Here is a 22,848-nt window from a genome sequence, read left to right on the forward strand (position 1 = left end):
GATGGTGGATATCGACGACCTCATCCGGCGGGTGACCGAAACCACCACGCCCGCACCGGAACCGGCGCCTGTCAAGCCCCCCGCCGGAAAACCCACCGACCCGGTGCCGCTGCGCGGCGGACAGGGTCGGCTGGTGCGGGCGGCGGTGCCGTCGGTGCTGGTGCTCGGCGGATCCGGATCCTCGGGGGCGTCGACCACCGCGCTCGGCCTGGCGGCCGCGGCCGCCGTCGACAGTGAGGGCGAAGTGTGGCCGGTGGCGGTCGACGCCACCCTCGGCGGCGGTGACCTCGCCTTACGCGGCTGCGATGTCGCGCCACCGGTGGGATCGGTCCAGAGTTGGCTCAGCACACCGTATCCCGAGCTGGCCTCCACGGTCGGCGCGTGCGCGGGCCGGACCAGTACCGGGGTCCGGGTTCTGCCGCGCGGGCCGGAAGCCCTGCCGCGCAGGGAAACTCTGCTGTCGATCGCACGCAACCTCGAAACCGCCGGATTGCTGGCGGTTTTCGACGCCGGAGCCCCGGTTACCAGCCGGCTGGCCGCTCCCCTGCTCGCCGATCCACGGGTGGGGCTGGTGATCACCGTCGCGGCCCGGCCCGACGCCGTCAACCGGCTGCAACCGGCGCTGCAGTGGCTGGACGAGAACTTCAGCGAATTCGTGGTCGGGGACGCGGTGATCGTGGTGACCGAACAGACACCGGGCACCGCGGCGGGCGTGATCGGGCATGTGCGTACGCATTTGGGGTCGTGGGTGCGGGAGGTGGTGGCGGTGCCGTTCGACCTCCAGCTGGCCACCGGCGGCGTGATCGCCTGGCATCGGCTCGCCGCCGAGACCCGCGACGCCTATCTCGCGCTGCTGGGAGCCCTGCGATGACGGCGCTGCGGATTCCACCGGTGCCCATGTGGCAGCGGGCCGTGCCGACCCGGTTGGGGCGGCCGCCCCTGCTGTGGCTGGTGGGCGTGCACGGCGGGGCGGGCGTGAGCAGCCTGGCCGCGAGCATGGACTGGGCGGGTGACGCCGGACAGCGCTGGCCCGCACGCATCGGCGTCGGCGCGGATATGGATTCACCGCTGGTGGTGCTGGTGGCACGCAGTCATATGCGCGGGGTGAACGCGCTGCAGCGGGCGCTGCTGGCGCACAAGCACGAGGCCACGCCGGCCGGGAGCCAGGTGGTCGGGGTGATCACGGTGGCCGATTCGGCACGGCCGCTGCCGGTTCCGGTGGCCGACCGGCGCGACGACGTCGAAGCCCTGGCGCTCGAACTCGGCGCGCAGCCCTGGCGGCTGGGCTGGCTGGAACAGTGGCGCGCCCTCGAACCACAGGACATGGCGGCCTGGCATCCGGTCGCCGGCAGTACCCCGCTCGACGACGGAGACCCCACCCGCACTCCCCCGCAACCGGTTCGGCTGCTGGCCGAGCTGATCCTCGCCACGGCCCGCGCGGCCGGGGCGAAGATCACCGCACGCGCGCATCATCAGGGCGCAGAATCCGCGAGCCCATAACCTGAACGAGGTGTGACGTGGCCCGAAAAACCCTGTCCACAGCCTGGATTCGACATTCCCTACTGAGCGCCGCCGTCTGTGTGATCACGGTGGCGGGCCTCGGCGTGGCCGTCGCCGCGCCCTCCGACGTCTCGGTGCCCATCGAGAAATGCCCGGCGCTGTTCGCGCTCGGCATCCAGGGCACCGGGCAATCCTCGCCCGACGCCGAGGTGACCACCGATACGGGCATGCTGTCCACCGTCTTCCGGCCCATGATGGCCGGCGCGGACGGGCTCGTCGACCGCGTCTACGTACCCTACGAGTCGTCGTTCGGCGGTGCGGTGTCCTCGGATACGACGCCCTACGCGCAGTCGGTGGCCAACGGGCTCACCCGGCTGCGGTCCATGGCGAAGCAGGTGGCGGAGCGGTGCGGCAGCACGCGGCTGGCCATCGCGGGGTATTCGCAAGGGGCGCACGTGGCTTCGCTGTTCGCCCAGGAGGTCGGACAGGGTAAGGGCGCGGTGTCCGCCGACCGGGTGGCCGGGGTCGCCCTGTTCGGGGATCCGACCCGCAATGCCGGGGAGCAACTGTTCCCCGGCAAGTCCGGGCAGACCTCGCCCGATCCCGCGCCCGGGACCTCCGGCACCGCGGTGGCGGCCCTGGAGACGCCGCCGTCGAATACCGAATCGGCGACCGGCGGGGGTATCGGAACCGACGGCAAGACGGCCGATTTCGGCAGTCTCGCCGGACGCGTCGCCAATTTCTGCACCTCCGGCGATCTCGCCTGTGATTCGCCGACGGGTGCGCCGCTGCTCACCGCGGTCGCCAATATCGCGGGGCAGGTGCAACTTTCGGGCGGGGATCCGATCGCCTCACTGAAATCCATTGCCGAGGCGCTGGCTTTCACCTCGATCGAGACCTTCACCGATGTGGTGAACAATGATATTCAAGGCGATTCGCTGGCCGATATCTCCTATGAGCCGACCAAAACTATTTCGCAGCGGCTGGCCGAAGCCTCCTCGCCGCTCACCACACCCGATTGGTCGAGCGCGCTGCAGGCCCTGCTGAAAGTCGGCACCATCGCGCTGAATTCGGTGGTGACCGTGGTGAAGTCCCTGCTCACGCCCACCAATATCGCCGAGATCGCCACCGCGGGACTCGCCAATCCGATCGCCGGTCTGGCCGTGCTGGGCACCAAGGTCGTCAGCGCTGTCACGCAATTGGTGCAGCCGACCACCGTCAGCAATCTGGTGACCTCGGCGTTCACGGCCGTCACCGAGAACATCACCGACAACAAGGATCTACTCGACGCCACCACCTGGGTCCGGTATTGGAACACCTCGCAGAAGCACGATTACGCGAATGTGGCCGGAGCCGAATTCGGCGAGAGCCCAGCGGCATACGTGGGCAATTGGTTCGCGGCCCTGGCGCAGGATCTGTCCGGCTCGGCCGCGGTGGGCGCGACGCCCAGCGGCGGAAGTGACCGCACCGGTGCGGGATTGACTTTCGGCGACAGCAGTTCGGTCACCGTCACCACCTCCCCCGGCGGGCAATTCCCGCTCGGCGGAACGGTATCCGGCACCAATCCGGTGACCACCACCATCACCAGCGGTATGCCGTTGATCGACACCTCCGCGACTGTCGGCACCACCACCGGGAACCCCACCACCACCGGGAACGGCAATGCCGTCGTCATTCCCGGCTCCACCGCACCGCAGGCCACCCGATGACTCCGCCCGACACCGACCCCAGCACCCCGCCGGACCACGACAACTACACCGGGAACTGGGCCGACTGGATCGCCTCGGCCCCCGCCCCGGCACGCGGGCGCGGCGGCTACGACGAGCACACCGGATTCGACGATTACGACGACGATCCGTACGACGACTGGGACGACGAGGACGAGCCACCGGAACCGGCCCCCGGGCGGGCGCCGGTCGGACGGCTCGCCCTGCAGGAACGCCGGGTCGCGGCGGCCCGGCATCGGCTCGGGGCGGCGGCCGCGCGCCGCGATTCCGACCGGTCCTGGGCGGTGCCGCTGCTCGGACTGCTCGCGGTCTTCGCGGTGGTGGCGGCCATCGCCGTGCAGGTCGCCAAGATGAGCTCCTCCGAGGAATCGGGCGCACCGCCCGCGGTGGCCCTTCCGAGCGCGGAGACCACCGGGGCGCAACCGGTGGCCGATCCCACCGGGGCCTGCCCGAGCGAGGTCAACGGGGAACATGTGCGCGGCAACGGGACCGGGTCCAACCGGTCCGGGGCCGAGGTCATCCTCGCCGTGCAGAGCCGGTACTACGCGGACCGTTCCGGGCAGAAGGTGCGGGAGATGTTCGCGCCCGACGCGGCCGCGCCCACCGCGGCGCAGATCCAGGCCGGGATCGACACCATCCCGGCCGGGAGTGCGCACTGCGTGCAGATCATGCCGGGGCCGTTCACCGGTCAGCTGATCATGGTGGTCACCGAGACGCATCCGGACGGGACGCGGCGCACCTGGCCGCCGCAGCTGGTGCTCACCACCCTGGTCGGCGATAAGTGGTACGTGGCCTCCATCGTGCCGCTGGAGGCGGACAGCACCCCGCGATAACGGCGTGACCTGCTGGTTCCGCGGCGTTTTGGAAGTTCGGCAGGTCATCGGCTAATGTTTCCTCTCGTCGCCGGGAGAGCCGAAAGGCCCGAACGAGACACGCGGATGTAGCGCAGCTGGTAGCGCATCACCTTGCCAAGGTGAGGGTCGCGAGTTCGAATCTCGTCATCCGCTCAGCAAGGCCCCGATCTCCTTCCGAGATCGGGGCCTTCTTCGTGTTCCGGACCTTCCTCGCGAACCGCCCGAGTCTGAAACATCCTCGCGCCCAGTAGATCTCGCGCACATTAGCGCGCCGACCGGCCGAGTTTCCATGTACCTTCATGAGGTGACCCTGCTCAGCGCTCTCACCGACACTGTGCTCGCCCACGACACCGTGCTGGCCCAGATCAGCAACCCGACCCCGGAGACACCCCCGGTGGCCGACAAGCTCATGCGCCTGGTTCGCTACTTCACCTGGTTCGTGCTGTTGTCCGGCATCATGGGTATCACCTACGCGGGCGGCCGCTTCGCGTGGGAGAAATGGAGCGGCGGCGGGCTCGCCTCGCCGAAGATGGTGGCCGGAGCCATGATCGGCGGCATCATCGCGACCAGCGCGGGCACCATCATGAACGCGGCGATCGGCAGTTAGCGCCCGTAGCCGGGCCGGCGTCTCGAGCCCGGACACGAGCTCCGGTTCGCCCGGAGTTGTCGGTCGTCGCCGCTACGCTCGTCGAACAGACTGGCGAACACGGTAGGGGCCGCATTGGCGAGTAGTGAGATGGGCACGAAGCAGACCGCGGCGCGAGACGACTCGCGCTACGGGGCATCGTTCGGGCTCGAGGACGTCAATGAGGTGCTGGCCGGGATGGTCGGCGAACAAGCCGTCGACCGGCCGCGCGACGCGGAACTCATCACCTGCCGGCTCGGGCTCGACGGCGAGAGCCCCGAAACCCTGACCGTGCTCGGCATGCGGTTCGGAGTGTCGCGAGATCGGGCCCGGCAGCTGTACACGCGCGCCGTCGGGAACATGGTGCGGCGCGCACAAACCACCGGCGCGCCCGACCTCGGCGTGTTCGCCGAACGGTATCCGGTGGGATGGGGTGACGAGCGGCTGGTACGCACCCTGCTCGCGGAAACCTATGCCACCGACAACGACATCGCGGCCCAGGATTGGGCGTATCTGAAGCTGCGGCTGGCCGGGCACGATCTGCAGGAGTCGAAACGGCTGGCCGGGTTCGTCTTCCAGCGCATCGCCGGATGGCAGCAGAAGGGGCGCTGGCATCTGCTCCCGCAGCAGCAGCCCGAGGAGGTGCCCGCGGGCGTGTGGAATCCGTGGCTGCGCCGCGTCGAATGGGGCGCGGGCGAACCCGCCGAGCTACCCGAGGACGCGGCGCGCACCCTCGATATCGACGACGACGGGCGCGGGTCCATGTTCGCCGAAAAGCTCGGGCGCGAAGTCACTTTCGACACCGGACTGCAGGCGCGGCTGCTGCGGCTGCTCGACGGGAGCGAACGGGTCGACCACTTCCGCGAACTGCCCGCCGCCGTCACCTACGAGGTGGACGGGGCCGAACGGGTGCATCATCCGTTCGTGGCGGCGCAGTTCGCCGACGGCCGGGTGGTGCTCATGGACGTGATTCCGCTGGGGCAGGTCGCCTTTCACGTGAACCGGTGCAAAGCCGCGGCGGGGCGGGCGTACGCGCACGCGCACGGGTGGGGGTGGCTGGTGTGGACCGGCGGGTCCTCCGGCGTCGCGGATCTGCTGCGCCGGGAGGTCGACGCACGGTATGAGAATCAGCTCCGGAACCGGATAGCGAGTGGACCGGTCGGATGGGACGAGCTTCGCGGATACCGGGATGAAACGGGCATCGAACTGCTCGATCTGGCCGCCATGACGCTGCGCAACGAATGGCGCTGGGACCGTGGACCTTTCCGCCTGAGCGCCCCGCACTGAGCAGCGCCGCCGAATCGACCCGACCGGCGCGGCCACGTGTGCCCGCCCGCGCATGTTTGCTCGGCCCCTCTCGGGGCACGCCCAAAGACGTCTCCTTACCTCCACTCTCCGGGAAACGATCATGGGTATTGCTTCGGCAGCGACGAAAGCGTTCGGCACCACGGCATCGGCGGCGGGAAACGTCGCCGGAGCTCTAGGCGGAGCGGCGGTGGGAGCCACCGCCGGGGCCGCGCGAGGAGCGGTACAGGGCGCGTATTCCGGTGCGCGCCAGGGCGTGGGCGCGCCGACCGCCATCCTCGTCGGGACCACGGTGGCCGCGGTGACAGGGGTCGCGGAGTGGCCGCTGGTGGTGGCCGGGGGCGTCGCGGCCGGAGTGGTGTATGTCGTGAAACACGCTGGACGCCAGGGCGATTCGCGTCCCGGCGGACGCGACCAACGGGTCGAGTCAAGCGAAGAGAAGGATTCCGGCGCACCGGGCGAAGCCGCGGGTCCGGACGCTCAGGGCGTCGCGGCGGGTGCGGACGCTCAGGGCGTCGCGGCGGGTCCGGACGCTCAGGGCGTCGCGGCGGGTCCGGACGCTCAGGGCGTCGCGGCGGGTCCGGACGCTCAGGGCGTCGCGGCGGGTCCGGACGCTCAGGGCGTCGCGGCGGGTCCGGACGCTCGAGGCGGCACTACAGGTTCAGACGCTCGAGACGTCGCTACAGGTTCCGCTTCCGGCCGGGAGACGACGTCAGGCACGTCATCCAAAGCCGATGCTCAGAGCGGCGAACCGGCCGCGGGCGCGGATCGCAAGGCATCCAAGCGCGGCGGGAAGCAGACTGCCGGGGGCGATAGCGGGGCATCCGGCGCGGTGGACAAGCGCGGGGGCACGCGGCGCACTCCGGCTCGCACCGCGCCCGCACGGTCTTCCGGTGAACCGCCGACTCCAGGCAAACCGCGCAAGCGGGCGACTTCGCGACCGGCACGCACGGGCCAGTGATGTCGGCGCTGCGGGCGCTGCTCACCGCGCCGATCCGAATTCCCGCGCTCGCGGTGGCATCGGTGGCGGGTGCCGTCGCCACACCCGCCGTGACCGGACGCGACCTGCTCGAGGATCCGGTCGGTGCGGTGCGGCAGGTGGGCGATACGCTCCTGCGCCCGGCGATCGACACCGTGCGGCACACCCGGAAGGTCGCCGAATCCCTTGCGCGGCCGGTGGTCTCCGCGACACAGCAGGCGACCGAGCTCGTCGGGCGGCCGGTAATCATCGCGGCACAGCAGGCGACAGAACTGGTCGGGCGGCCGGTGGTCACGGCCGGCAGGGACACCGCCGAGTGGGTGGGCAGGGCGGTTGTCACGGTGGCCGGGGAGGCCGGAGAGGCTGCGGCGCGGCAGGTGCGGGGGTTGGTGGAGCCGGTGCTGCCGGAGATGGTGACGGAGCTGGTCGATGATCTCGGGCGGGAGATGGCGGCGCTGTTGGATCCGCGCGGAGAGCGGCAGCAGCGGCGGATCAGCGTGCGGGAGAACAGGATTCATGCGGAGGTTCGGGGGCTGCGGTCGACGGCGGCGGAGCGGGTCGGAGTGGAGGTCGGGGAGGGGCTCGCGAAGGCAGAGGGGGTGCGGTGGCATCGGGTCGACGCGGTGACCGGGCGGGTCACCGTGGCGGTCGAGCCGGAGGTCTTCGGGACGGACGAACTCGTGGCCGTGCTGGAGGCGGCGGAACGGCGGGCGGGGACAGCGGAGCGGGGGTGGAGCAGACAGGTCGAGCATCCTTCCGATCGGGAAGCTGTGCTCACCTCGGCGGTGCAACTGGCGGGGGACGTGGCAGGGCTCGGAGTCGCGGCGGTGGGGGCCGCACTACCCACCGCCGCGCCGACCCAGCTACTGCGGGCGGGAGTGGCGTTCATCGACGGGCAGCCCCGGCTCCGCGGACTGCTCGAGAGGCAGCTCGGGACGCATCGCGCCGACACCGTGCTGACACTGGGCGCAGCCCTCGGGCAGGCGCTGGACGCTCAAATCGTGGGGCTGCTGGCCGACGGGGTCACGCGCACGATCCGGCTCGTCGAGGCCGCCGCGCGCTACAGCCAGTGGCGGCGCTGGGAGGAACTGATCGCGCATCCGGATCATCCGGGCGTGCCCGACTACCGGCCGCCCGGCGAACGACCGCAACCCCTGCCGCCCGGTCCGATCGAACGCTGCGCGACCCAGGTCGGCACCGCCTCCACCCTGGTCTCACTGACCACCCTGTCCGGCGGACGCGGCCCGGCCGACGCCGCCGACGCCCTGGTCGCCGGGGTGCCCAAGGCCGCCCGCGCCGGACGCGAATCCTTCGCCGGAATCCTGGCCACCATCATGGGATCCCACGGCGTGCTCACCCTCGACCCGGGTATGTGGCGGCGGCTCGACCGCGCCTCCGCCCTCGTCGTCGACCGGCACGCCGTGCGCGGCGACCGGCCCGTCGTCCTGTCGGCCGAGACCCGGGACAGCGGCTGGTCCACCGAACACGTGTGGAGCGCCGCCCAAAGACTGCTGTGGCACACCGGAACCGAGCTGCCCATCCCACCACCCCGCGGCCGCCACCGGGACGATCTACGACTGCTCCCGTGCGCCGAAATCGACGGCGCGGCAGCCGAATCCGACACATCGGGCGGTAACAATCCGGGGGCCGACCGCGCTGGATCCACTGGCGACCGCGCTGGATCCACTGGCGACCGCGCTGGATCCACTGGCGACAGCGCTGGATCCACTGGCGACAGCGCTGGATCCACTGGCGACAGCGCTGGATCCACTGGCGACAGCGCTGGATCCACTGGCGACAGCGCTGGGTCCACTGGCGACAGCGCCGTCACCCGCGCGAACGCAGACACTGGAAATACGAGCACCGGCCGGCAGAGCGCACCGCGAGATCCGGACGCGCGCAACGAGTCCGGACCAGCGCACGGGGGCGAACGCGGGGATCCGGTGTGGCACTACCTGTTCGACGGGGAACGGATCGCGGGGCGGGTGCTGATCGGGCAGGAGTTGCATCCGGAGGCGGTGGGGCTGCTGTCGGCGGCGCGGAAGACCGGGCTACGGGTGGTGTTGATCGGAGACGATTCGACGCGTGAATTGCGGCGCAGCGCCGATGAATTCGTGGCTGCCGGGGGCTCCGAGACGGAGCTGGTGCGGAAGCTGCAGGGGCAGGGACATGTGGTCGCGGTACTGAGCGGCCGGGCGCATCGCGCCTTGGGTGCGGCCGATTTGGGCATCGGGCTGGCCGAAGGGCAGGGGAAGGAACTGCGGGTGCCGTGGCAAGCCGACGTGGTCTGCCCGGATCTCGCCTGTGCGCGAAGGATTGTCGCGGCGGTGGGGGCGGCGCGCGAGATCAGCGCCCGGGGGCGGGTGCTGACCTTGTCGGCGGCCACGCTGAGCGGACTGCTGCTCGCCAGCGGGCCGAGCCGTGCCCGGCCCGCACTGGCGACCTCGCCCGTGCACACCGCCACCCTGATCGGAATCGCCGGTGGGGTCATGGCGGGGCGGCGGGCCGGACGCGCGGATACGGAAACGCCGGTGCCACTGGTGCCCTGGCACGCACTGGAACCCGACGAGGTGCTGTCGCGACTGCCCGTGACCGAGCGGGACGAGCGGCCGCACCATCGTGCCGCCACCGCGGGTGCGCTGCGGACGCTGCAGCGGTTCGCCGCGCCCGCACAGACCGTGCGCGAATTCGGCGGGCAGATCCGCAAGGAGCTGGAGGATCCGCTGACACCGCTGCTCGCGGTCGGGGCGGTCGCCTCCGCCATGCTCGGCTCCCCCACCGACGCCCTCCTCGTCGGCTCGGTGCTCGGGCTCAATGCCGTCGTCTCGGCCCTGCAGCGCCGCCGCGCCGGACAATCGCTGCACCGGCTGCTCGTCGGCGAGCGGCTGCTCGCCCACCGCATCGCCCCGGCCACCGACGGCCACCCCACCGACGGTGACCGAGCCACCGCGAGTGCTAGCGGTCCGGGGGCGGACGCGAGCCGCCGAGCTCGAGGCGACGCCGATTCGTCAACCGCGACAGCGGAATCAGCCACTGCGACGGCGGGCAACGACAGTGCAGGAGGCAGTGGCGGCGACAGCGGCGACCGCACCGACAAAGGCGACCACACCCGCAAAGCCGACCACACCCGCAAAGCCGACCACACCGGCAAAGGCGACCATACGAGCAGCGACGACACCAGCAGAGATGACAACGCCAGCAGAGGCGACAACAGCAGCAGCGGTGACAGCACGAGCAGCGGGGAGGACAACGAGCGGCTGGTGCGGGACGGGGAGTGCGAGATCGACACTCCTGCCGAGGAATTGCGGCCCGGGGATGTGATCGTGCTGCGGAGTGGGGATGTGGTGCCCGCGGATGCGCGCCTGTTGGAGGCGCGGGGGCTGGAGATGGACGAGTCGGGGTTGACGGGGGAATCGGTGACGGTGGACAAGCAGATCGCGGCGACTCCCGGTGCGGCGCTCGGGGATCGGGCGTGCATGGTGTTCGAGGGCGGGGTGGTGGTCAACGGGAGTGCTCGGGCCGTGGTCGTGGCCGTGGGGGCGGGGACCGAGGCGGGGCGGGCGCTGGCGGCGGTGGGGCAGCCGCGCGGGGGTGGGGTGCAGGCGCAGTTGCGGGCACTGTCGGAGCGGGTGCTGCCGCTGACGCTCGGCGGCGGAACACTGGTTACCGCAGCGAGTTTCCTGCGCGGGCTGCCCTTGCGACCCGCACTCGCGGACGGAGTGGCGGTGGCCGTGGCGGCCGTGCCGGAGGGGCTGCCGCTGGTGGCCACGGTGGCGCAGCTGGCCGCCACGCGACGGCTGTCGCGGCGCGGGGTGCTGGTGCGGTCCAGCCGGACCATCGAGGCGCTCGGGCGATTGGACACCGTGTGCTTCGACAAGACCGGAACGCTCACCGCCGGACGACTGCATCTGGGGGCGCTCGGGGATCTCGACGAGACCTGGGATACCGACAAGGCCGCGGACACACCGCAATCGCGGCGACTGCTGCGGGCCGCCGCGCGGGCCTGCCCGCATCCGGAGGAGGGGCCGCTCGTGCACGCCACCGATCGGGCCGTGGTGGAGGCGGCCGATCGTCATCTCGGGGCGCGATCGGCGCACACCTGGGATCCGATCGAAGAGGTGCCGTTCGAGAGCAATCGCGGGTACGCCGCCACCGTCGGGCACACCGCCCACCACATCCGGCTCGCCGTGAAGGGTGCGCCGGAGGTGCTGCTGCCGCGCTGCACCCAGGTGCTGCGCGCCGACGGCGACAGTGGGCGCAGCCGTACCGAATTCACGGACGACCAACGCGAGCGGGCCGAACAGGTGGTGCGGGAGCTGGCCGAGCGCGGCCTGCGGGTCCTGGTGGTCGCGCGGCGCGACTTCCCGCGCGCACCGGAGGATGTCGCCGACGAGATCGAGAAACTCACCCTGCTCGGGTTCATCGGCCTCGCCGACACGCCCCGGCCGCAGACCAAGGATCTGGTAACCCAGCTGGCGCGCAACGATATTCGCGTCCGCATGATCACCGGGGACCATCCCGTCACTGCACGCGCCGTGGCCCGGCAGCTCGGCATCCCCGCCGACACCGTGGCCACCGGCACCGACATCGACGCGCTCGACGAGGACGAACAGGCCGAACTCATCGACAAGGCAACGGTTTTCGCGCGCGTCACCCCGGAACACAAAGTCCGCATCGTCGCCTCGCTGCAGCGACGCGGGCATGTGGTCGCCATGACCGGCGACGGCACCAACGACGCCGCCGCCATCCGCACCGCCGACATCGGCATCGGACTCGCCGCCCGCGGCTCGGTCGCCGCCCGCGAGGCGGCGGACCTCATCATCACCGGATCCGATGAGAGAGGCACGCCGCCAACGAATTCAGGATCCGACAATGGGCGGGGGCGGCGGAGCGACGGCGAGGCGGCGCAGCCAGGCGGTCGGGAGCACGGGGGTGACGGCCAGGCCGCGCAGCCAGACAGCAGGAAGGGCGGGAGCCACGGCCAGGCGACGCAGCCCGACAGCGGGGAGCGTGGGAGCGACCACGATTCGACGCAGCCCGACAGCAGGAAACGCGGGAGCGATGAGAGCGGACTGTCCGCAGGAGGCAACGATCACAGTGGCGAAACAGCAAGTGCGGCAGGCGGTATCGATCTGACCGTGCTGCTGGCGGCGCTCGTGGAGGGCCGCGATATGTGGCGGCGGGTGCGGGATGCCATCGGGGTGCTGGTGGGCGGGAATGCCGGGGAGGTCACGTTCACGGTGCTGGGGACGGTGCTGTCGGGGCGGGCTCCCATCGGGACGCGGCAGTTCCTGCTGGTGAACCTGCTCACCGATCTCGGGCCCGCGATGGCGGTGGCGCTGTCGGGAACCCGGGCCACCGAGACCGCCGTCGAACCCGATGACACGGGCAGCGAACTGCGGCAGCTCCCGCGACCGGATCTCGGCGGGGACTTCCTGCGCGCGGTCGCCGTGCGCGGGGCGTGCACCACCGCGGGGGCGGGGGCGGCGTGGCTGCTCGGCCGGGTCACCGGACGGCAGCGGCGGGCCGCGACCATGGCGCTGGCCGCGCTCATCGCCACCCAGCTCGGGCAGACGCTGGTGATCGGACGGCACTCACCGCTGGTGTGGGTGACCGTCGCGGGCAGCGCCGCACTGCTCGCCGGGGTGATCATGACGCCCGGTGTGAACAGCTTCTTCGGCTGTGTCCCACTGGGTCCCGTGGCGTGGACGATCGTCACCGGGTGCGCCGCGGGCGGCACGGTGGGCGCGGTCTACGCGGGCCACCGGTACACGCGGCACGGCTGAACCACGAGCCGCGGGCCTTCATCACGGAGGGCGTGGCATCCCGGCTGGGGTGCCACGCCCTCGTGGGTTCGGGTCAGCGCAGGACGAAGCCCGCGACGAGGCAGGTGACGATGACCATCAGGGCGAACCAGGAGATGAGCTGCCAGTGCAGCAGGGCCGCCTTCTGGCCGGCGACCGTCAGGCGCAAAGTGGCGTCGAGGCGGTCGTGGTCGGCGATGCGGCGGCGCAGCTGAGCCAGGTCGTCGGCCTGCTGTTCGGACTCCACCTCGGCGCGCTCCAGGCGATGGGTGAGTTTCAGCAGCTGTTTGGCTTTGTCGCGGGTTGCCTTGCGCGCCAAGGCCAATGCGGTGCGCTGGTTCATGAGTTCCTGGCGCTGCCGTGCGATGACAGCGGCCTGTGTGCGGGTGTGCCGCTCCCAGTCGGTCACTGTCGCCCATCCTCCCGTGTACTCGTCGCGGAATCCGTACGCTGATTCCCCGGCCACCCATTCGGTGATGAATTGCCGCAGTTCGTAGCTGCTTTCGGCGGGGATCACACGACCGCCCGGACCGGTGGTGAGCAGACCGCCGACCAGTTCGTACTCGCAGTCGGCCGCGGCGAAGTCGTCCACCGCCAGCGCGGGCAGCTGCGACGTCCACAAGCCCTGCGGGCAAATCCATAGCACTTCGCTACAACCGCTGGTCCGGAGCCCGGCCGTGAGGTGGCGAGCGCGCGCCAACTCCGGTGGCGCGCTCGACACCTGGATCGCGCAGACCCGATCCGCCTTGCGCCACAGGACATCCGGGGTGAACGTCGCGAACGCGGCATCCACCTGGGCGTCCTCGGCGCCGGCCGCGAGCAGCCTGCCGCGTAACCAGTATTTCAAGCGTTGAGCATCCCAGCGGCAATCCGTACAGCCCGCGTCGGTGCACCGGTCACCCGGCGCATGACCGCGCGAATCCGCTACCGCTGTTGTCGGATTCGGGCGCTCCGGGTCGGCGAGAACCACCGACTGCCCGCGCGAAACTGTCTCTCGCCTCGTGCTCACACGATCACCGCCCCAGCAACTTCTCCACCATGGACCGCTCCCGCACTTCCGGGAACCTGCGCCCACGCCGTTTATTCCAGAGTGCCGCAGCGCGCAGGGGACTATGCGCGAAAGCGACCGGATTCGTTACCCAATAGCGAGCGGTACGTGATCATCGACGACGCGGTTTGTAATCCTCATCCGGAATGCCGGGGATCGTTGGCACAGCTAGCATTTCGGGATGTCTCCGGCCCAGACCCCGAAACCGCTGCTCCGGGCGGCGCGCACCGCCAACTCGGTGGCGTTCGCACTGCAGGGGTTCTTCCTCGCGGTGGTACTCACCGAGCTACCGCAACAGCGGGACAGATTCGGGCTCACGGACACGCTGATCGTGGTGTCGGTGGTGCTGGTGTCGATCCTCGCGGGGGCGGGCAGCGTCACCGCGGAACGGCTGGCGCTGCGCTGGTCGAGCCGGACGGCGCTGCGCATCGGAATGCTCCTGATCGCGGGCACGGGTGTGCTGATCGCGTTCGCGCCGAACAAGATCGTGCTGCTGATCATGCTGTCGCTGTACGGCGTCGCGGTCGGCATCGTCGACGCGGGCACGAATATGCAGGCGGTATTCATACAGCACGGCTATGGGCGGTTCATCCTGTCGTCGTTCTACGCGGCGTGGAGCGCGGGGGCCATCACCGGCGCGCTGTTCGTCTCGGTATGCGAGGAATTCGACGTATCGCTGCGGGCCGCGCTGCTCATCGCGGCGGGCGTGGTGCTGCTGACGGCGCTGGCCGCCGGGCCGCGACTGCTCGGGACCGGCGACGCCGAAGCCGGTCCGGCCGAGACGGACTCGCACGGGTCGGTGCCGACGCGACTGTTCCTGGCCTTCGGGGTGGTGGTGGCGCTGGTGTTCGCCATCGACTTCTCGGTGGGCAACTGGTCGGCGCTGTACCTGACCGATGAACTGCTCGCCTCCTCGTCGACGGCGGCGCTGGCGCTGGCGGCGTATCAGGGCGCGTCGCTGCTCGGACGGCTCACCGGGGATCTGTGGGTGCGGCGGTTCGGGCCGCGCACGGTGGTGCTGGCGGCCGGGGCGGTCGGGACGGCCGGATTGGTCGTCGTAGTGGCGGCACCCGGACCCGCTGTCGCGATTGTCGGATTCCTTATCGCCGGGATCGGCCTGCCGGTCATCGCGCCGCTGGCGTTCAGCGAGGCCGGGCAACTCACCAGCGGGCGCGGGCTCGACGCGCTCATCGCCCGGCTCAACCTGTTCAACTACGCGGGCACCCTGGTGGGCGGCGCGGTGATCGGCGCGGTGGCCGGTGTCGCCAATCCACGTGTCGGATACGGACTGTCGCTGGTCTTCGCCGCGACGCTGATCGGGTTCGCGCGGGTGTTCCACACCCGGAATGCGACCGGCACCACGGTGCGGCCCGCCCAAGGCCATGTTTCACTGGACCAGTGAGCAACTCCCCAGTCACCATCGACCGGGCCGGGCCCGGTGACGCCGCAGAACTGGCCGCCGTCGCCGCCGCGACCTTCCCGCTCGCCTGCCCACCCGGGTCCACGCCGGACGATATGTCCGCCTTCATCGCCGCGGTGCTGTCGGAGGAACGATTCGGCGAATACCTCTCCGACCCCTCGCGCGCGGTGTTGAAGGCCGGCGTCGACGACAAGGTCATCGGCTACAGCCTGCTGCACGCCGCCGAACCCGCCGACCCGGCCGTGGCCGCCGTCGTGCACCCGCGACCGGTCATCGAACTCAGCAAGATGTACGTGCTGCCGGAATACCACAGCAACGGGGTCTCCGCGCAGCTCATGGACGCCGCCGTCGCCTACGCCCGCACCGTGGGCAGCGCCGGGATCTGGCTCGGGGTGAACCAGCAGAACGTGCGCGCCCAGCGGTTCTACGGCAAGAGCGGATTCCGTGTGGTCGGCACCAAGACCTTCCTGGTCGGGACGCAGACGCACAGCGACTTCGTCATGCAGCTGGAGTTCTGAGCGGGCGGCGGCGTTGGGGCGGCGTGTTTCGTTATGCCGCAACCGAATCGGCCGCAACCGCCCCCGCGCGAAGCTCCAGGCGGCGGCCGGTGAAGCGGGAACGCATGCGGCGGTCGTGGGTTACCAGGACCACCGCGCCCGGGTAGTCGACCAGGGCCTGTTCCAGGTCCTCCACGAGGGCCGGGGACAGGTGGTTGGTCGGCTCGTCGAGGAGGAGCAGGTCGGCGGGATCGCTGACCAGGCGGGCCAATTCGATGCGGCGACGCTGACCGTAGGAGAGCTCGCCGATGCGCAGGCGCAGGTCCGCCGGACGGAAAAGGCCCAGGGCGAGCAGGGTTTCGGCCTGCTCATCGAGATAGCCGGGACGGCCCGCGGCGTAGGCCTCCAGCAGGGTCATGCCGGCGGGCCAGGGGGATTCCTCCTGTCGCAGATGACCGACGCGGCCCCGCAGGGTGACCACACCGGCATCGGGCCGCAGTTCGGCGGCGAGCAGCCGGAGCAGGGTGGTCTTACCCGCACCGTTCGGACCGGTGACGAGCAAGCGCTCCCCCGCCCCGACGCGCAGACCGTCGAGGCGAAGACGATTGTCCACCACCACATTCCGCAGATCCGCCAGCATCGACGCTCCGGCGCTCGCGACGTCCGCACCCTCCGTCGAACCGGCGGCACCGGCCGCCTCGACGGCCACACCGGTCCGTTCGGCGGCAATTCCGGTCCGTTCGGCGACCGGGACGACTGCCGCACGCCCGCCGGGCCGGTCCACCATCGCGGTGAAACGCAGCGGATCCGCCGGGGGCGCAACGGGATCGGCGGTCAGGCGGGAGACCCGTTCCTTGGCGTTGCGGATGCGGGACATCGCGCCGTGGCCTCGACCGCGGGCTCGGAAGGGCCCCGCCGCGAAGACCGCCAGGGGCAGTTTGCGCGGAATGGCGTCCAGGCGGGCCACATTCGAGTCGGCGAGGCGTTGGCTGCGGGCCAGCTCCTGCTTCCACTCCTCGTATTCGCGGGCCTGGCGGCGGCGTTGCGCGGCCTTGGCGGCAAGGTAGCCGTCGTAGCCGTTGCCGTGGCGGGTGACGCGGCCCGCGTCGACCTCGAGGACGATCGAGGTGATGCGCTCGAGGAAGACGCGGTCGTGGGTGACCGCGACGACGGTGCCGCGATGCTCGCGCAGGCGACGCTCCAGCCAGGCGATCGCGGTGTCGTCGAGATCGTTGGTGGGCTCGTCGAGCAGGAGCAGTTCCGGTGCGGCGGCGAGGGTTCCGGCCAGAGCCAGACGGCGGCGTTCACCTCCGGACAGGGTGCCGAGCGGGCGTGCGCGGTCCAGGTCGGGCAGGCCGAGACCGTGCAGGGCGGCCGCCACGCGGGCGTCGGCCTCGTAGCCGCCCCGCGCCTCGAAACGCGCGGCCAGCTCGGCGTACACGTCGAGGCGTCTGCCCAGCGCACCCGGTGCGATCAGCGCCTGTTCGGCCGCACGCATCCGGGATTCCAGATCACGCAGGTCGGTCAGGGCCAGTTCGATGGCGTCGGCCACGGTGGCGCTATCCGGCAGGTCCAGGGTTTGCGCCAGATAGCCTGTGCCACCAGGGAATTGGACGATGACATCGCCGTTGTCGGCGTGCTCGCGGCCCGCCATGAGCCGCAGCAGCGTCGACTTGCCGGAACCGTTGTCACCGACCACGCCGACCTTGTCGCCAGGCCGGACGGACAGGCTCACCCGATCGAGCACGAGGCGCTCGTCGTAGCGCTTGGTGATCTCGGAGAGCGTGAGTTGGGCGGTAAGCATGCGTATCTCCCGTCTCGGCCGCGCAGGCCGGGAAAGCGAGCCCGCGAAAGATGCACGCACAGTGGCGCATACGCGGGAAAGAGGATGTGAGCGCGAAACCCGCGGAGCAAAGCTCAACGCGGCGAGGCGATTACATGAAGAAGAAATGCATGATGCGGACCAAGGTATCCGGGCTTTCACCGGGCCGTCAACCGACTTCCCCCTGAGACGGTCGTCACATTCGCACGCCATTCACCGCCATATTGACATGTTCTGCATGTTCAGTGCAGACTGAACACACCGCACTTCCAGAACACAGAGTGGTCAGCACGAAGGAGTCCCTCATGACCGCCCCCGCCATCCGTATCACCGGCCTGACCAAGCACTACGGCAAGCACGTGGCATTGACCGACCTCGACCTCGAGGTCGCACCGGGCGAGGTGTTCGGCTTCCTCGGACCCAACGGCGCGGGCAAATCCACCACCATCCGCATCCTCCTCGACCTCATCCGGCCCACCGCCGGCCGCGTCGAACTCTTCGGCACCGACCCGCGCGCCGGCGGGGCCGAGCTGCGCCGGCGCATCGGCTACCTGCCCGGCGAACTCGCCCTCGAAGGCCGCAATACCGCGGGGCAGCTGCTCGGCTTCCTCGCCGACCAGCACGGCACCGTCCCCGCCGCGCGCATCGACGAACTCGCCGGACTGCTGGATCTGGACCTCGGCAAGAAGGTCGGCGCCATGAGCAAGGGCAACAAGCAGAAGGTCGGCATCGTCGCCGCCTTCATGCACCGGCCCGACCTGCTCATCCTCGACGAACCCACCTCCGGGCTGGATCCGCTACTGCAGCAACGGTTTCTGGGACTCGTCGCCGAGGCCAAGGACAACGGGCAGACAGTGTTCATGTCCTCCCACATCCTCAGCGAGGTGCAGCAGACCGCCGACCGGGCCGTCATCATGCGCGCCGGACGGCTGCTGGGCACCGAGAATGTCGAGGATCTGCGACGGCGTGCGCCGCGCTCGGTGGAAATCGCCTTCGGGGAGCGCGTTTTCGCCGACGACTTCACCCGGCTGCCCGGGGTGCGGGATCTGAGCGTGGACGGAAACACGTTGCGCTGCACCACCGAAGGCGAGGTGGACGAGCTGTTCAAGACGGCCGCCAAATACCACCTGGTGAGCGTGCTCTCCACCGAACCCGACCTCGAAGCGCTGTTCTTCGACCTCTACGAGCGCCGCTGACCGCGACCACTCCCCACCAATTCTTCTTCACCCCAGGAGTTTTCCGTCATGAACAGCTCGATCTTCACCCAGACACTGAAGGAACAGCGGCGCGGACTCATCGGCTGGTCCGTCGGTCTGGCCGTGGTGCCGCTGATGTATCTGCCGTCCTACCAATCGCTCAAAGAGCAGGGGTCGCTGAACATCAAGCAGAACGATATGTACACGGCCATGGGGATGAGCGACTTCGGCAGCGCGGCAGGCTATCTGCACTCCACCATCTTCGCCATGATGGGGTTGCTGCTGATGGTGATCTTCGCGGTCACCATGGGCGGGCGCACCGCCGCGCAGGAGGACAGCGGGACACTGGATCTGCTCCTGGCACAACCGATCAGCCGCAGCGCGCTGCTGTGGCAGCGGTTCGCGGCGCTGGCCGTGCAGATCGGCATCGTCACCACCGTGCTCGGGCTGAGCGTGATCGCCGGGGCGCGGGCCGGGAAGATCGAGGTGCCCGCGGGCAATATCGTCGCCGCCACCGCCGGGCTCGGACTGCTCGGACTGGCGGTCGGGGCGCTCACCCTGCTGGTGGGAGCGGTCACCGGTAAGCGGGCGCTGACCCTCGGATTCGCGGCGCTGCTCGTGGTCGGCGGCTATCTCGCCAACAGCCTGGGCGCGCTCATCGACGGGGCCACCTGGCTGCGGAAGCTGTCGCCGTTCCACTACGCCATCGGCGACTCACCCCTGATGAACGGGTGGAATGCCGGAAATCTCGCGGTGCTCGCCGTGCTCGCGGCCGCCGCGGCCGGATTGGCGCTCACCGTCTTCAACCGGCGCGAACTCGCCGTCTGACACCGCCCGCGGGGTGGGTTCAGTTGAACCCACCCCGCATTCCCGTATCCGCAGGAAGGAATACTCGAGCCATGACCAGCGCAGCCGAACCCAGCAACCCCACCGACGAGCAACTGGCCTTCGTGGAGGATTTCGCGCTCGTCCTCGAACGAATGGGGCTGGTACGCATGGTGGGCCGCGCCGCGGGCTGGCTGCTGGTCTGCGATCCGCCCCAGCAGACCTTCAACCAGATCGCCGCCGCGCTCCAAGCCTCCAAAGGGTCCATATCGAGTGCGCTCAAGACGCTCACCACCATGCGGTGGGTGGACAAGACCACCCGGCCCGGTGAACGCCGGGACTATTACGCGATCCGGCCCGGCATCCTGCCCGAGCTGACCCGGCAGCAGAGCGGAATGTACGAGAACCTCACCGAGATGACCGCGCGCGGGCTCGCCCTGTTCGACGATCCCCACGGTGAGGAGGCGGCGCGGGTGCGGGACATGCACGAATTCTTCGTCTGGATGGGCAAGGAGCTGCCCGCGCTCATCGACCGGTGGTACGCCGAACGCGACGGGAAGTAGCCCGAGTCCGGAACACGGTGCGGGACAACCGCATTACGGGATCGCGCCCAGCAGGGCGACGATCGAGCGGACGAAGGCCTCGAGCCGCTCCTTGGGATACTCGGCCGGTTCGCTCACCGCGAGCCTGCCCAGCATTTCGGCGACGGTGAGCAGGGAATTCGTCACCAGACCGGAATCCATTGCGGCCCAGCGGGGATCGAGGGCCGCACCCATGCGCACCAGGGCCTCGGCCTGATCGAAGATGCCGGTGCGCGAACTGCGCAGGGCCGCACGGTATTCCTCCGGCGCGGCGGTGGGCGAGGCCAGGATGAGCCGCCAGCGGGTCGGATTCTCCAGGGCCACGGCGACGAACGCCTCCACCGTCGCCGACGCGGCCGTGACCGGGTCCGCGCCCAGCAGGTCGGCGGGCAGGGTGTCGGCGACCTGCTCGAGGCCGCGCTCGCGCTCGCGCTCCAGCAGCGCCTCCACCAGGTCGGCGCGCGTCTTGAAGACCGTGTACAGCACCGGCTTGCCGACGCCCGCCTCCTGCGCGACGGCTTCCATGCTCAGCTCGTGCAGCTCGGCCTTGGCGAGCACCGCGAACGCGGCATCGAGCAGTTGAGCGCGGCGCTCCTCGGGTGGCAGGCGAGGCGCGTACCGGCGGCGGGGCTGATCAGCGGCCGCGCGCGAGCCGCGCGCGGCGGCAGGGTCGCTCACCTGCCCGGCCCGGGGTCCAGCCGCACGCGATTCGGCGTGCGTGCCGCCGCTCCTCCGGCGTGCGTTCGTCACTGCCTCACCTCCACGCGCACATCGTTCCAGCCCGGCCGGTCATTGCGGAAACCGTACCGGGAACGAATCCTACGCGACCGTTGTATTGAGTGCGATCAATTGCTACGGTTGCGTTGTATTGACCGCTGGAGGAGCGGTCGCGACAAGGAGTAGCTCATGGGCTTCGATCCGACCACACTGCGCCGCGACGACTACGGATTCTTCGGACCCGGGTCGCCGAGCTGGAAGGTCTGGACCTCCCCCACCGCGGTCATCGGATTCCAGCGCGCGGTGGTGCTCGAACACTTCGACCCGTTCCTGACCGCCGCGGTTGCCGATTCGAGGGGTATCTACAGCAATCCGCGCAGCAGGCTCGACAACACCTTCGCCTACTTCCTCATCGTGGCGATCGGCGACGGGCGCACCGCCATCCAGGCTTCCGAGCACCTCATGCACGTGCACGCGCCGATGACCGGCATCGAACCCATCAGCGGCAAGCGGTACGCCGCCAACAGCCCCGAGACGCAGCTGTGGATCCACATCACCGGCTGGCAGTCCGTACTCAAGGCCTACGAGGTGTACGGGCCGGGGCTCACCGCCGAGGAAGAGGCGCGCTACTGGGAGGAGTGCGCCATCGCGGCCGAACTGCAGACCTGCAAGCCCGAGGACGTGCCGCGCACCCGCGAAGGCATCCGCGAGTACTACGCGCAGGTCCGCTCCCGGCTGTGCACCTCCGAAGCCGCCGAGGAGGGCATGCACCATCTGCTGCGCACCTCCCCGCGCAACGGCGCGGGCCTCGGCTACGCACTGGGCAGCCGCATCCTCTCGCTGGCCACCGCACCCCTCACGCCCATGTGGATGCGAAAACTGGGGCGCTACAACGTGCCTCGCATCGTCGACCCGCTGGTGAAGATCCCCGCCCGCCTGATCGTCTGGCTGTTCACCCTGTTCAGCTCCTTCGGACTGATCAAGGCCGCACCGTTCGTCGCACCCATGGCCGGCCAGATCCTGGCCCAGCACATGAAATTCGAGGAACCGACCGTGCGCGAGACCATCACCCCCGCCCGGGCGCGCGAGCTGTACAGCCTGCGCGGGCAGGCCGCCGTTCCCGAAGCCGGCTGAGGCACAGGGGAATACAGTCGACGGCGGCCTGCTAGGTCCGGGCGTGCACCCGGGCCCGCACCGGGCCGTCGGCGACCATGGTGTACCGGGCGCGATCCGCGAAAGTGTGTGCTCATGGTTTCTCTGCTCTCAGCCGGTGACGGCGCGAAGTTCAGAACTGCAGGTGACCCCAGACCCAGCCCCAGCCGCCGGGCACGTTCGGCCCGCTGACCTGGCACCACGAACTGGGCGCGCAGGATCCGGCCAGTTGCACCTGGGTGCCGGCTCGCAGGATGCCGACAACCTGCCCGGCGCCGTCGGGCTCGTTCTTCTTGTCGTAGACGTCGACGTCGCTGGTCACCGTCGCGGTGGCCACCGAGGCGCAGTCGAGCGGGCTCATGGACTCCCAGTCGCCCGCCACCCACAGATTGATCGGCACCGTCGCTCCGGTGGAGGTGCCGCGTGCGATCCCGTCCTCGCCGACGGTGCCGGTGAAACGGGCCTGCGTGCCGGTGGCGTCCCAGGTGATGGTGAAGTCGACGGTGCGGCCCCGCACGCTGCCGGTGGCCTTGCCGTAGGTGCCGAGTTCGGGGCTGACCTTGGCCAGTGCCGAGGACCCGATCGTCGCGCCCGCGGCCTGGACGGTGAGGCTCGCGCGATAGCCGAGCGCGGGTTGCGGACCCAGATGCAGGTTGAGGTATTCACCCGGCACCGTGCATACGTCTTCGGCGTACGCGACCGGCATCGGCACCGCCAGCACTCCGCCCGCGCCGATCACCACCGCGGCGACGAACAGCCGGGACATTCTTCCGTGGGTCACAGAGGACATGGGAAT

General features: G+C 70.2%; 17 protein-coding genes, 1 tRNA gene and 1 pseudogene. 15 read left to right on the top strand and 4 right to left on the bottom strand.

Translation table 11 applies throughout. The features are described from left to right. The first annotated feature begins 1 nt into the window (after position 1). The 9 genes from JK358_RS36270 to JK358_RS39705 all read left to right on the top strand — a co-directional run bounded on the left by JK358_RS36270 (position 2) and on the right by JK358_RS39705 (position 12,776). Positions 2-871 carry a MinD/ParA family ATP-binding protein gene (locus JK358_RS36270; protein ID WP_201957719.1) on the top strand — a complete coding sequence of 290 codons (870 nt, stop codon included), beginning with the start codon at positions 2-4 and terminating at the stop codon, positions 869-871. Beyond that, positions 868-1,500, top strand: a complete 633-nt coding sequence (locus JK358_RS36275) for a hypothetical protein (RefSeq protein ID WP_201957720.1) — start codon at positions 868-870, stop codon at positions 1,498-1,500. The genes JK358_RS36270 and JK358_RS36275 overlap by 4 nt, the downstream gene beginning before the upstream one ends. Before the next feature lie 17 nt (positions 1,501-1,517). After that, the gene (locus tag JK358_RS36280) at positions 1,518-3,209 is read left to right on the top strand and encodes a cutinase family protein (RefSeq protein ID WP_307817901.1); all 1,692 of its coding nucleotides are present in this window, start codon (positions 1,518-1,520) and stop codon (positions 3,207-3,209) included. After that, positions 3,206-4,060, top strand: coding sequence for a DUF8176 domain-containing protein (locus JK358_RS36285; protein ID WP_201957721.1), 855 nt, complete (start codon positions 3,206-3,208; stop codon positions 4,058-4,060). The genes JK358_RS36280 and JK358_RS36285 overlap by 4 nt, the downstream gene beginning before the upstream one ends. A gap of 101 nt (positions 4,061-4,161) precedes the next feature. Next, positions 4,162-4,234, top strand: a tRNA-Gly gene (locus JK358_RS36290). A 151-nt stretch (positions 4,235-4,385) separates the two neighbouring features. Next, complete coding sequence (locus JK358_RS36295; protein ID WP_201957722.1) at positions 4,386-4,688, top strand: hypothetical protein; 303 nt, start codon at positions 4,386-4,388, stop codon at positions 4,686-4,688. A 129-nt stretch (positions 4,689-4,817) separates the two neighbouring features. Continuing rightward, the gene (locus tag JK358_RS36300; RefSeq protein ID WP_201957723.1) at positions 4,818-5,993 is read left to right on the top strand and encodes a hypothetical protein; all 1,176 of its coding nucleotides are present in this window, start codon (positions 4,818-4,820) and stop codon (positions 5,991-5,993) included. Positions 5,994-6,114: 121 nt separating this feature from the next. Beyond that, positions 6,115-6,972: a hypothetical protein gene (locus tag JK358_RS36305; protein ID WP_201957724.1), complete on the top strand. Its 858-nt coding sequence runs from the start codon at positions 6,115-6,117 to the stop codon at positions 6,970-6,972. Continuing rightward, the gene (locus JK358_RS39705) at positions 6,972-12,776 is read left to right on the top strand and encodes a cation-translocating P-type ATPase (protein WP_232852508.1); all 5,805 of its coding nucleotides are present in this window, start codon (positions 6,972-6,974) and stop codon (positions 12,774-12,776) included. The genes JK358_RS36305 and JK358_RS39705 overlap by 1 nt, the downstream gene beginning before the upstream one ends. Positions 12,777-12,849: 73 nt before the next feature. Here the strand turns inward: JK358_RS39705 and JK358_RS36315 are convergent, their stop codons facing one another. After that, positions 12,850-13,803, bottom strand: a complete 954-nt coding sequence (locus JK358_RS36315; protein WP_307817902.1) for a hypothetical protein — start codon at positions 13,801-13,803, stop codon at positions 12,850-12,852. A 220-nt stretch (positions 13,804-14,023) separates the two neighbouring features. Here JK358_RS36315 and JK358_RS36320 point away from each other — a divergent pair, with 220 nt between their 5' ends. After that, positions 14,024-15,244, top strand: a complete 1,221-nt coding sequence (locus JK358_RS36320) for an MFS transporter (protein ID WP_201957725.1) — start codon at positions 14,024-14,026, stop codon at positions 15,242-15,244. Continuing rightward, a complete protein-coding gene (locus tag JK358_RS36325; RefSeq protein WP_201957726.1) occupies positions 15,241-15,780 on the top strand; it encodes a GNAT family N-acetyltransferase in 540 nt (179 codons plus the stop codon). The genes JK358_RS36320 and JK358_RS36325 overlap by 4 nt, the downstream gene beginning before the upstream one ends. A 31-nt stretch (positions 15,781-15,811) precedes the next feature. Here the strand turns inward: JK358_RS36325 and JK358_RS36330 are convergent, their stop codons facing one another. Then, positions 15,812-17,563 (bottom strand): ABC-F family ATP-binding cassette domain-containing protein, encoded by a 1,752-nt coding sequence (locus JK358_RS36330; RefSeq protein ID WP_201957728.1) that lies wholly within the window; start codon positions 17,561-17,563, stop codon positions 15,812-15,814. A 323-nt stretch (positions 17,564-17,886) separates the two neighbouring features. Here JK358_RS36330 and JK358_RS36335 point away from each other — a divergent pair, with 323 nt between their 5' ends. From JK358_RS36335 to JK358_RS36345, 3 genes and pseudogenes are all read left to right on the top strand, one after another. Then, a complete protein-coding gene (locus JK358_RS36335; protein WP_201957730.1) occupies positions 17,887-18,777 on the top strand; it encodes an ABC transporter ATP-binding protein in 891 nt (296 codons plus the stop codon). A 30-nt stretch (positions 18,778-18,807) separates the two neighbouring features. Next, positions 18,808-19,605: pseudogene (locus JK358_RS36340) on the top strand (DUF2705 family protein); the annotation flags it as partial. Positions 19,606-19,676: 71 nt separating this feature from the next. Next, positions 19,677-20,165 carry a GbsR/MarR family transcriptional regulator gene (locus JK358_RS36345; RefSeq protein ID WP_201957734.1) on the top strand — a complete coding sequence of 163 codons (489 nt, stop codon included), beginning with the start codon at positions 19,677-19,679 and terminating at the stop codon, positions 20,163-20,165. A gap of 33 nt (positions 20,166-20,198) precedes the next feature. On the opposite strand, the gene JK358_RS36350 is transcribed toward JK358_RS36345, so the two are convergent. Continuing rightward, positions 20,199-20,861, bottom strand: a complete 663-nt coding sequence (locus JK358_RS36350; protein ID WP_201957764.1) for a TetR/AcrR family transcriptional regulator — start codon at positions 20,859-20,861, stop codon at positions 20,199-20,201. Positions 20,862-21,089: 228 nt separating this feature from the next. On the opposite strand from JK358_RS36350, the gene JK358_RS36355 reads away from it, so the two are divergent. Beyond that, positions 21,090-22,034: an oxygenase MpaB family protein gene (locus JK358_RS36355; RefSeq protein ID WP_201957741.1), complete on the top strand. Its 945-nt coding sequence runs from the start codon at positions 21,090-21,092 to the stop codon at positions 22,032-22,034. A gap of 151 nt (positions 22,035-22,185) precedes the next feature. Here JK358_RS36355 and JK358_RS36360 read toward each other — a convergent pair. Beyond that, on the bottom strand, positions 22,186-22,848 hold a 663-nt coding region (locus tag JK358_RS36360; protein ID WP_232852498.1), incomplete at its 5' end, for an SH3 domain-containing protein.

Source organism: Nocardia acididurans, assembly GCF_016741815.1.
GTDB classification, from domain to species: domain Bacteria; phylum Actinomycetota; class Actinomycetes; order Mycobacteriales; family Mycobacteriaceae; genus Nocardia; species Nocardia acididurans.

Coding starts and splice junctions, on each gene's coding strand:
- JK358_RS36270 (WP_201957719.1), top strand. CDS start 2: ATGGTGGATATCGACGACCTCATCCGGCGGGTGACCGAAACCACCACG.
- JK358_RS36275 (WP_201957720.1), top strand. CDS start 868: ATGACGGCGCTGCGGATTCCACCGGTGCCCATGTGGCAGCGGGCCGTG.
- JK358_RS36285 (WP_201957721.1), top strand. CDS start 3,206: ATGACTCCGCCCGACACCGACCCCAGCACCCCGCCGGACCACGACAAC.
- JK358_RS36300 (WP_201957723.1), top strand. CDS start 4,818: ATGGGCACGAAGCAGACCGCGGCGCGAGACGACTCGCGCTACGGGGCA.
- JK358_RS36305 (WP_201957724.1), top strand. CDS start 6,115: ATGGGTATTGCTTCGGCAGCGACGAAAGCGTTCGGCACCACGGCATCG.
- JK358_RS39705 (WP_232852508.1), top strand. CDS start 6,972: ATGTCGGCGCTGCGGGCGCTGCTCACCGCGCCGATCCGAATTCCCGCG.
- JK358_RS36320 (WP_201957725.1), top strand. CDS start 14,024: ATGTCTCCGGCCCAGACCCCGAAACCGCTGCTCCGGGCGGCGCGCACC.
- JK358_RS36330 (WP_201957728.1), bottom strand. CDS start 17,563: ATGCTTACCGCCCAACTCACGCTCTCCGAGATCACCAAGCGCTACGAC.
- JK358_RS36335 (WP_201957730.1), top strand. CDS start 17,887: ATGACCGCCCCCGCCATCCGTATCACCGGCCTGACCAAGCACTACGGC.
- JK358_RS36345 (WP_201957734.1), top strand. CDS start 19,677: ATGACCAGCGCAGCCGAACCCAGCAACCCCACCGACGAGCAACTGGCC.
- JK358_RS36355 (WP_201957741.1), top strand. CDS start 21,090: ATGGGCTTCGATCCGACCACACTGCGCCGCGACGACTACGGATTCTTC.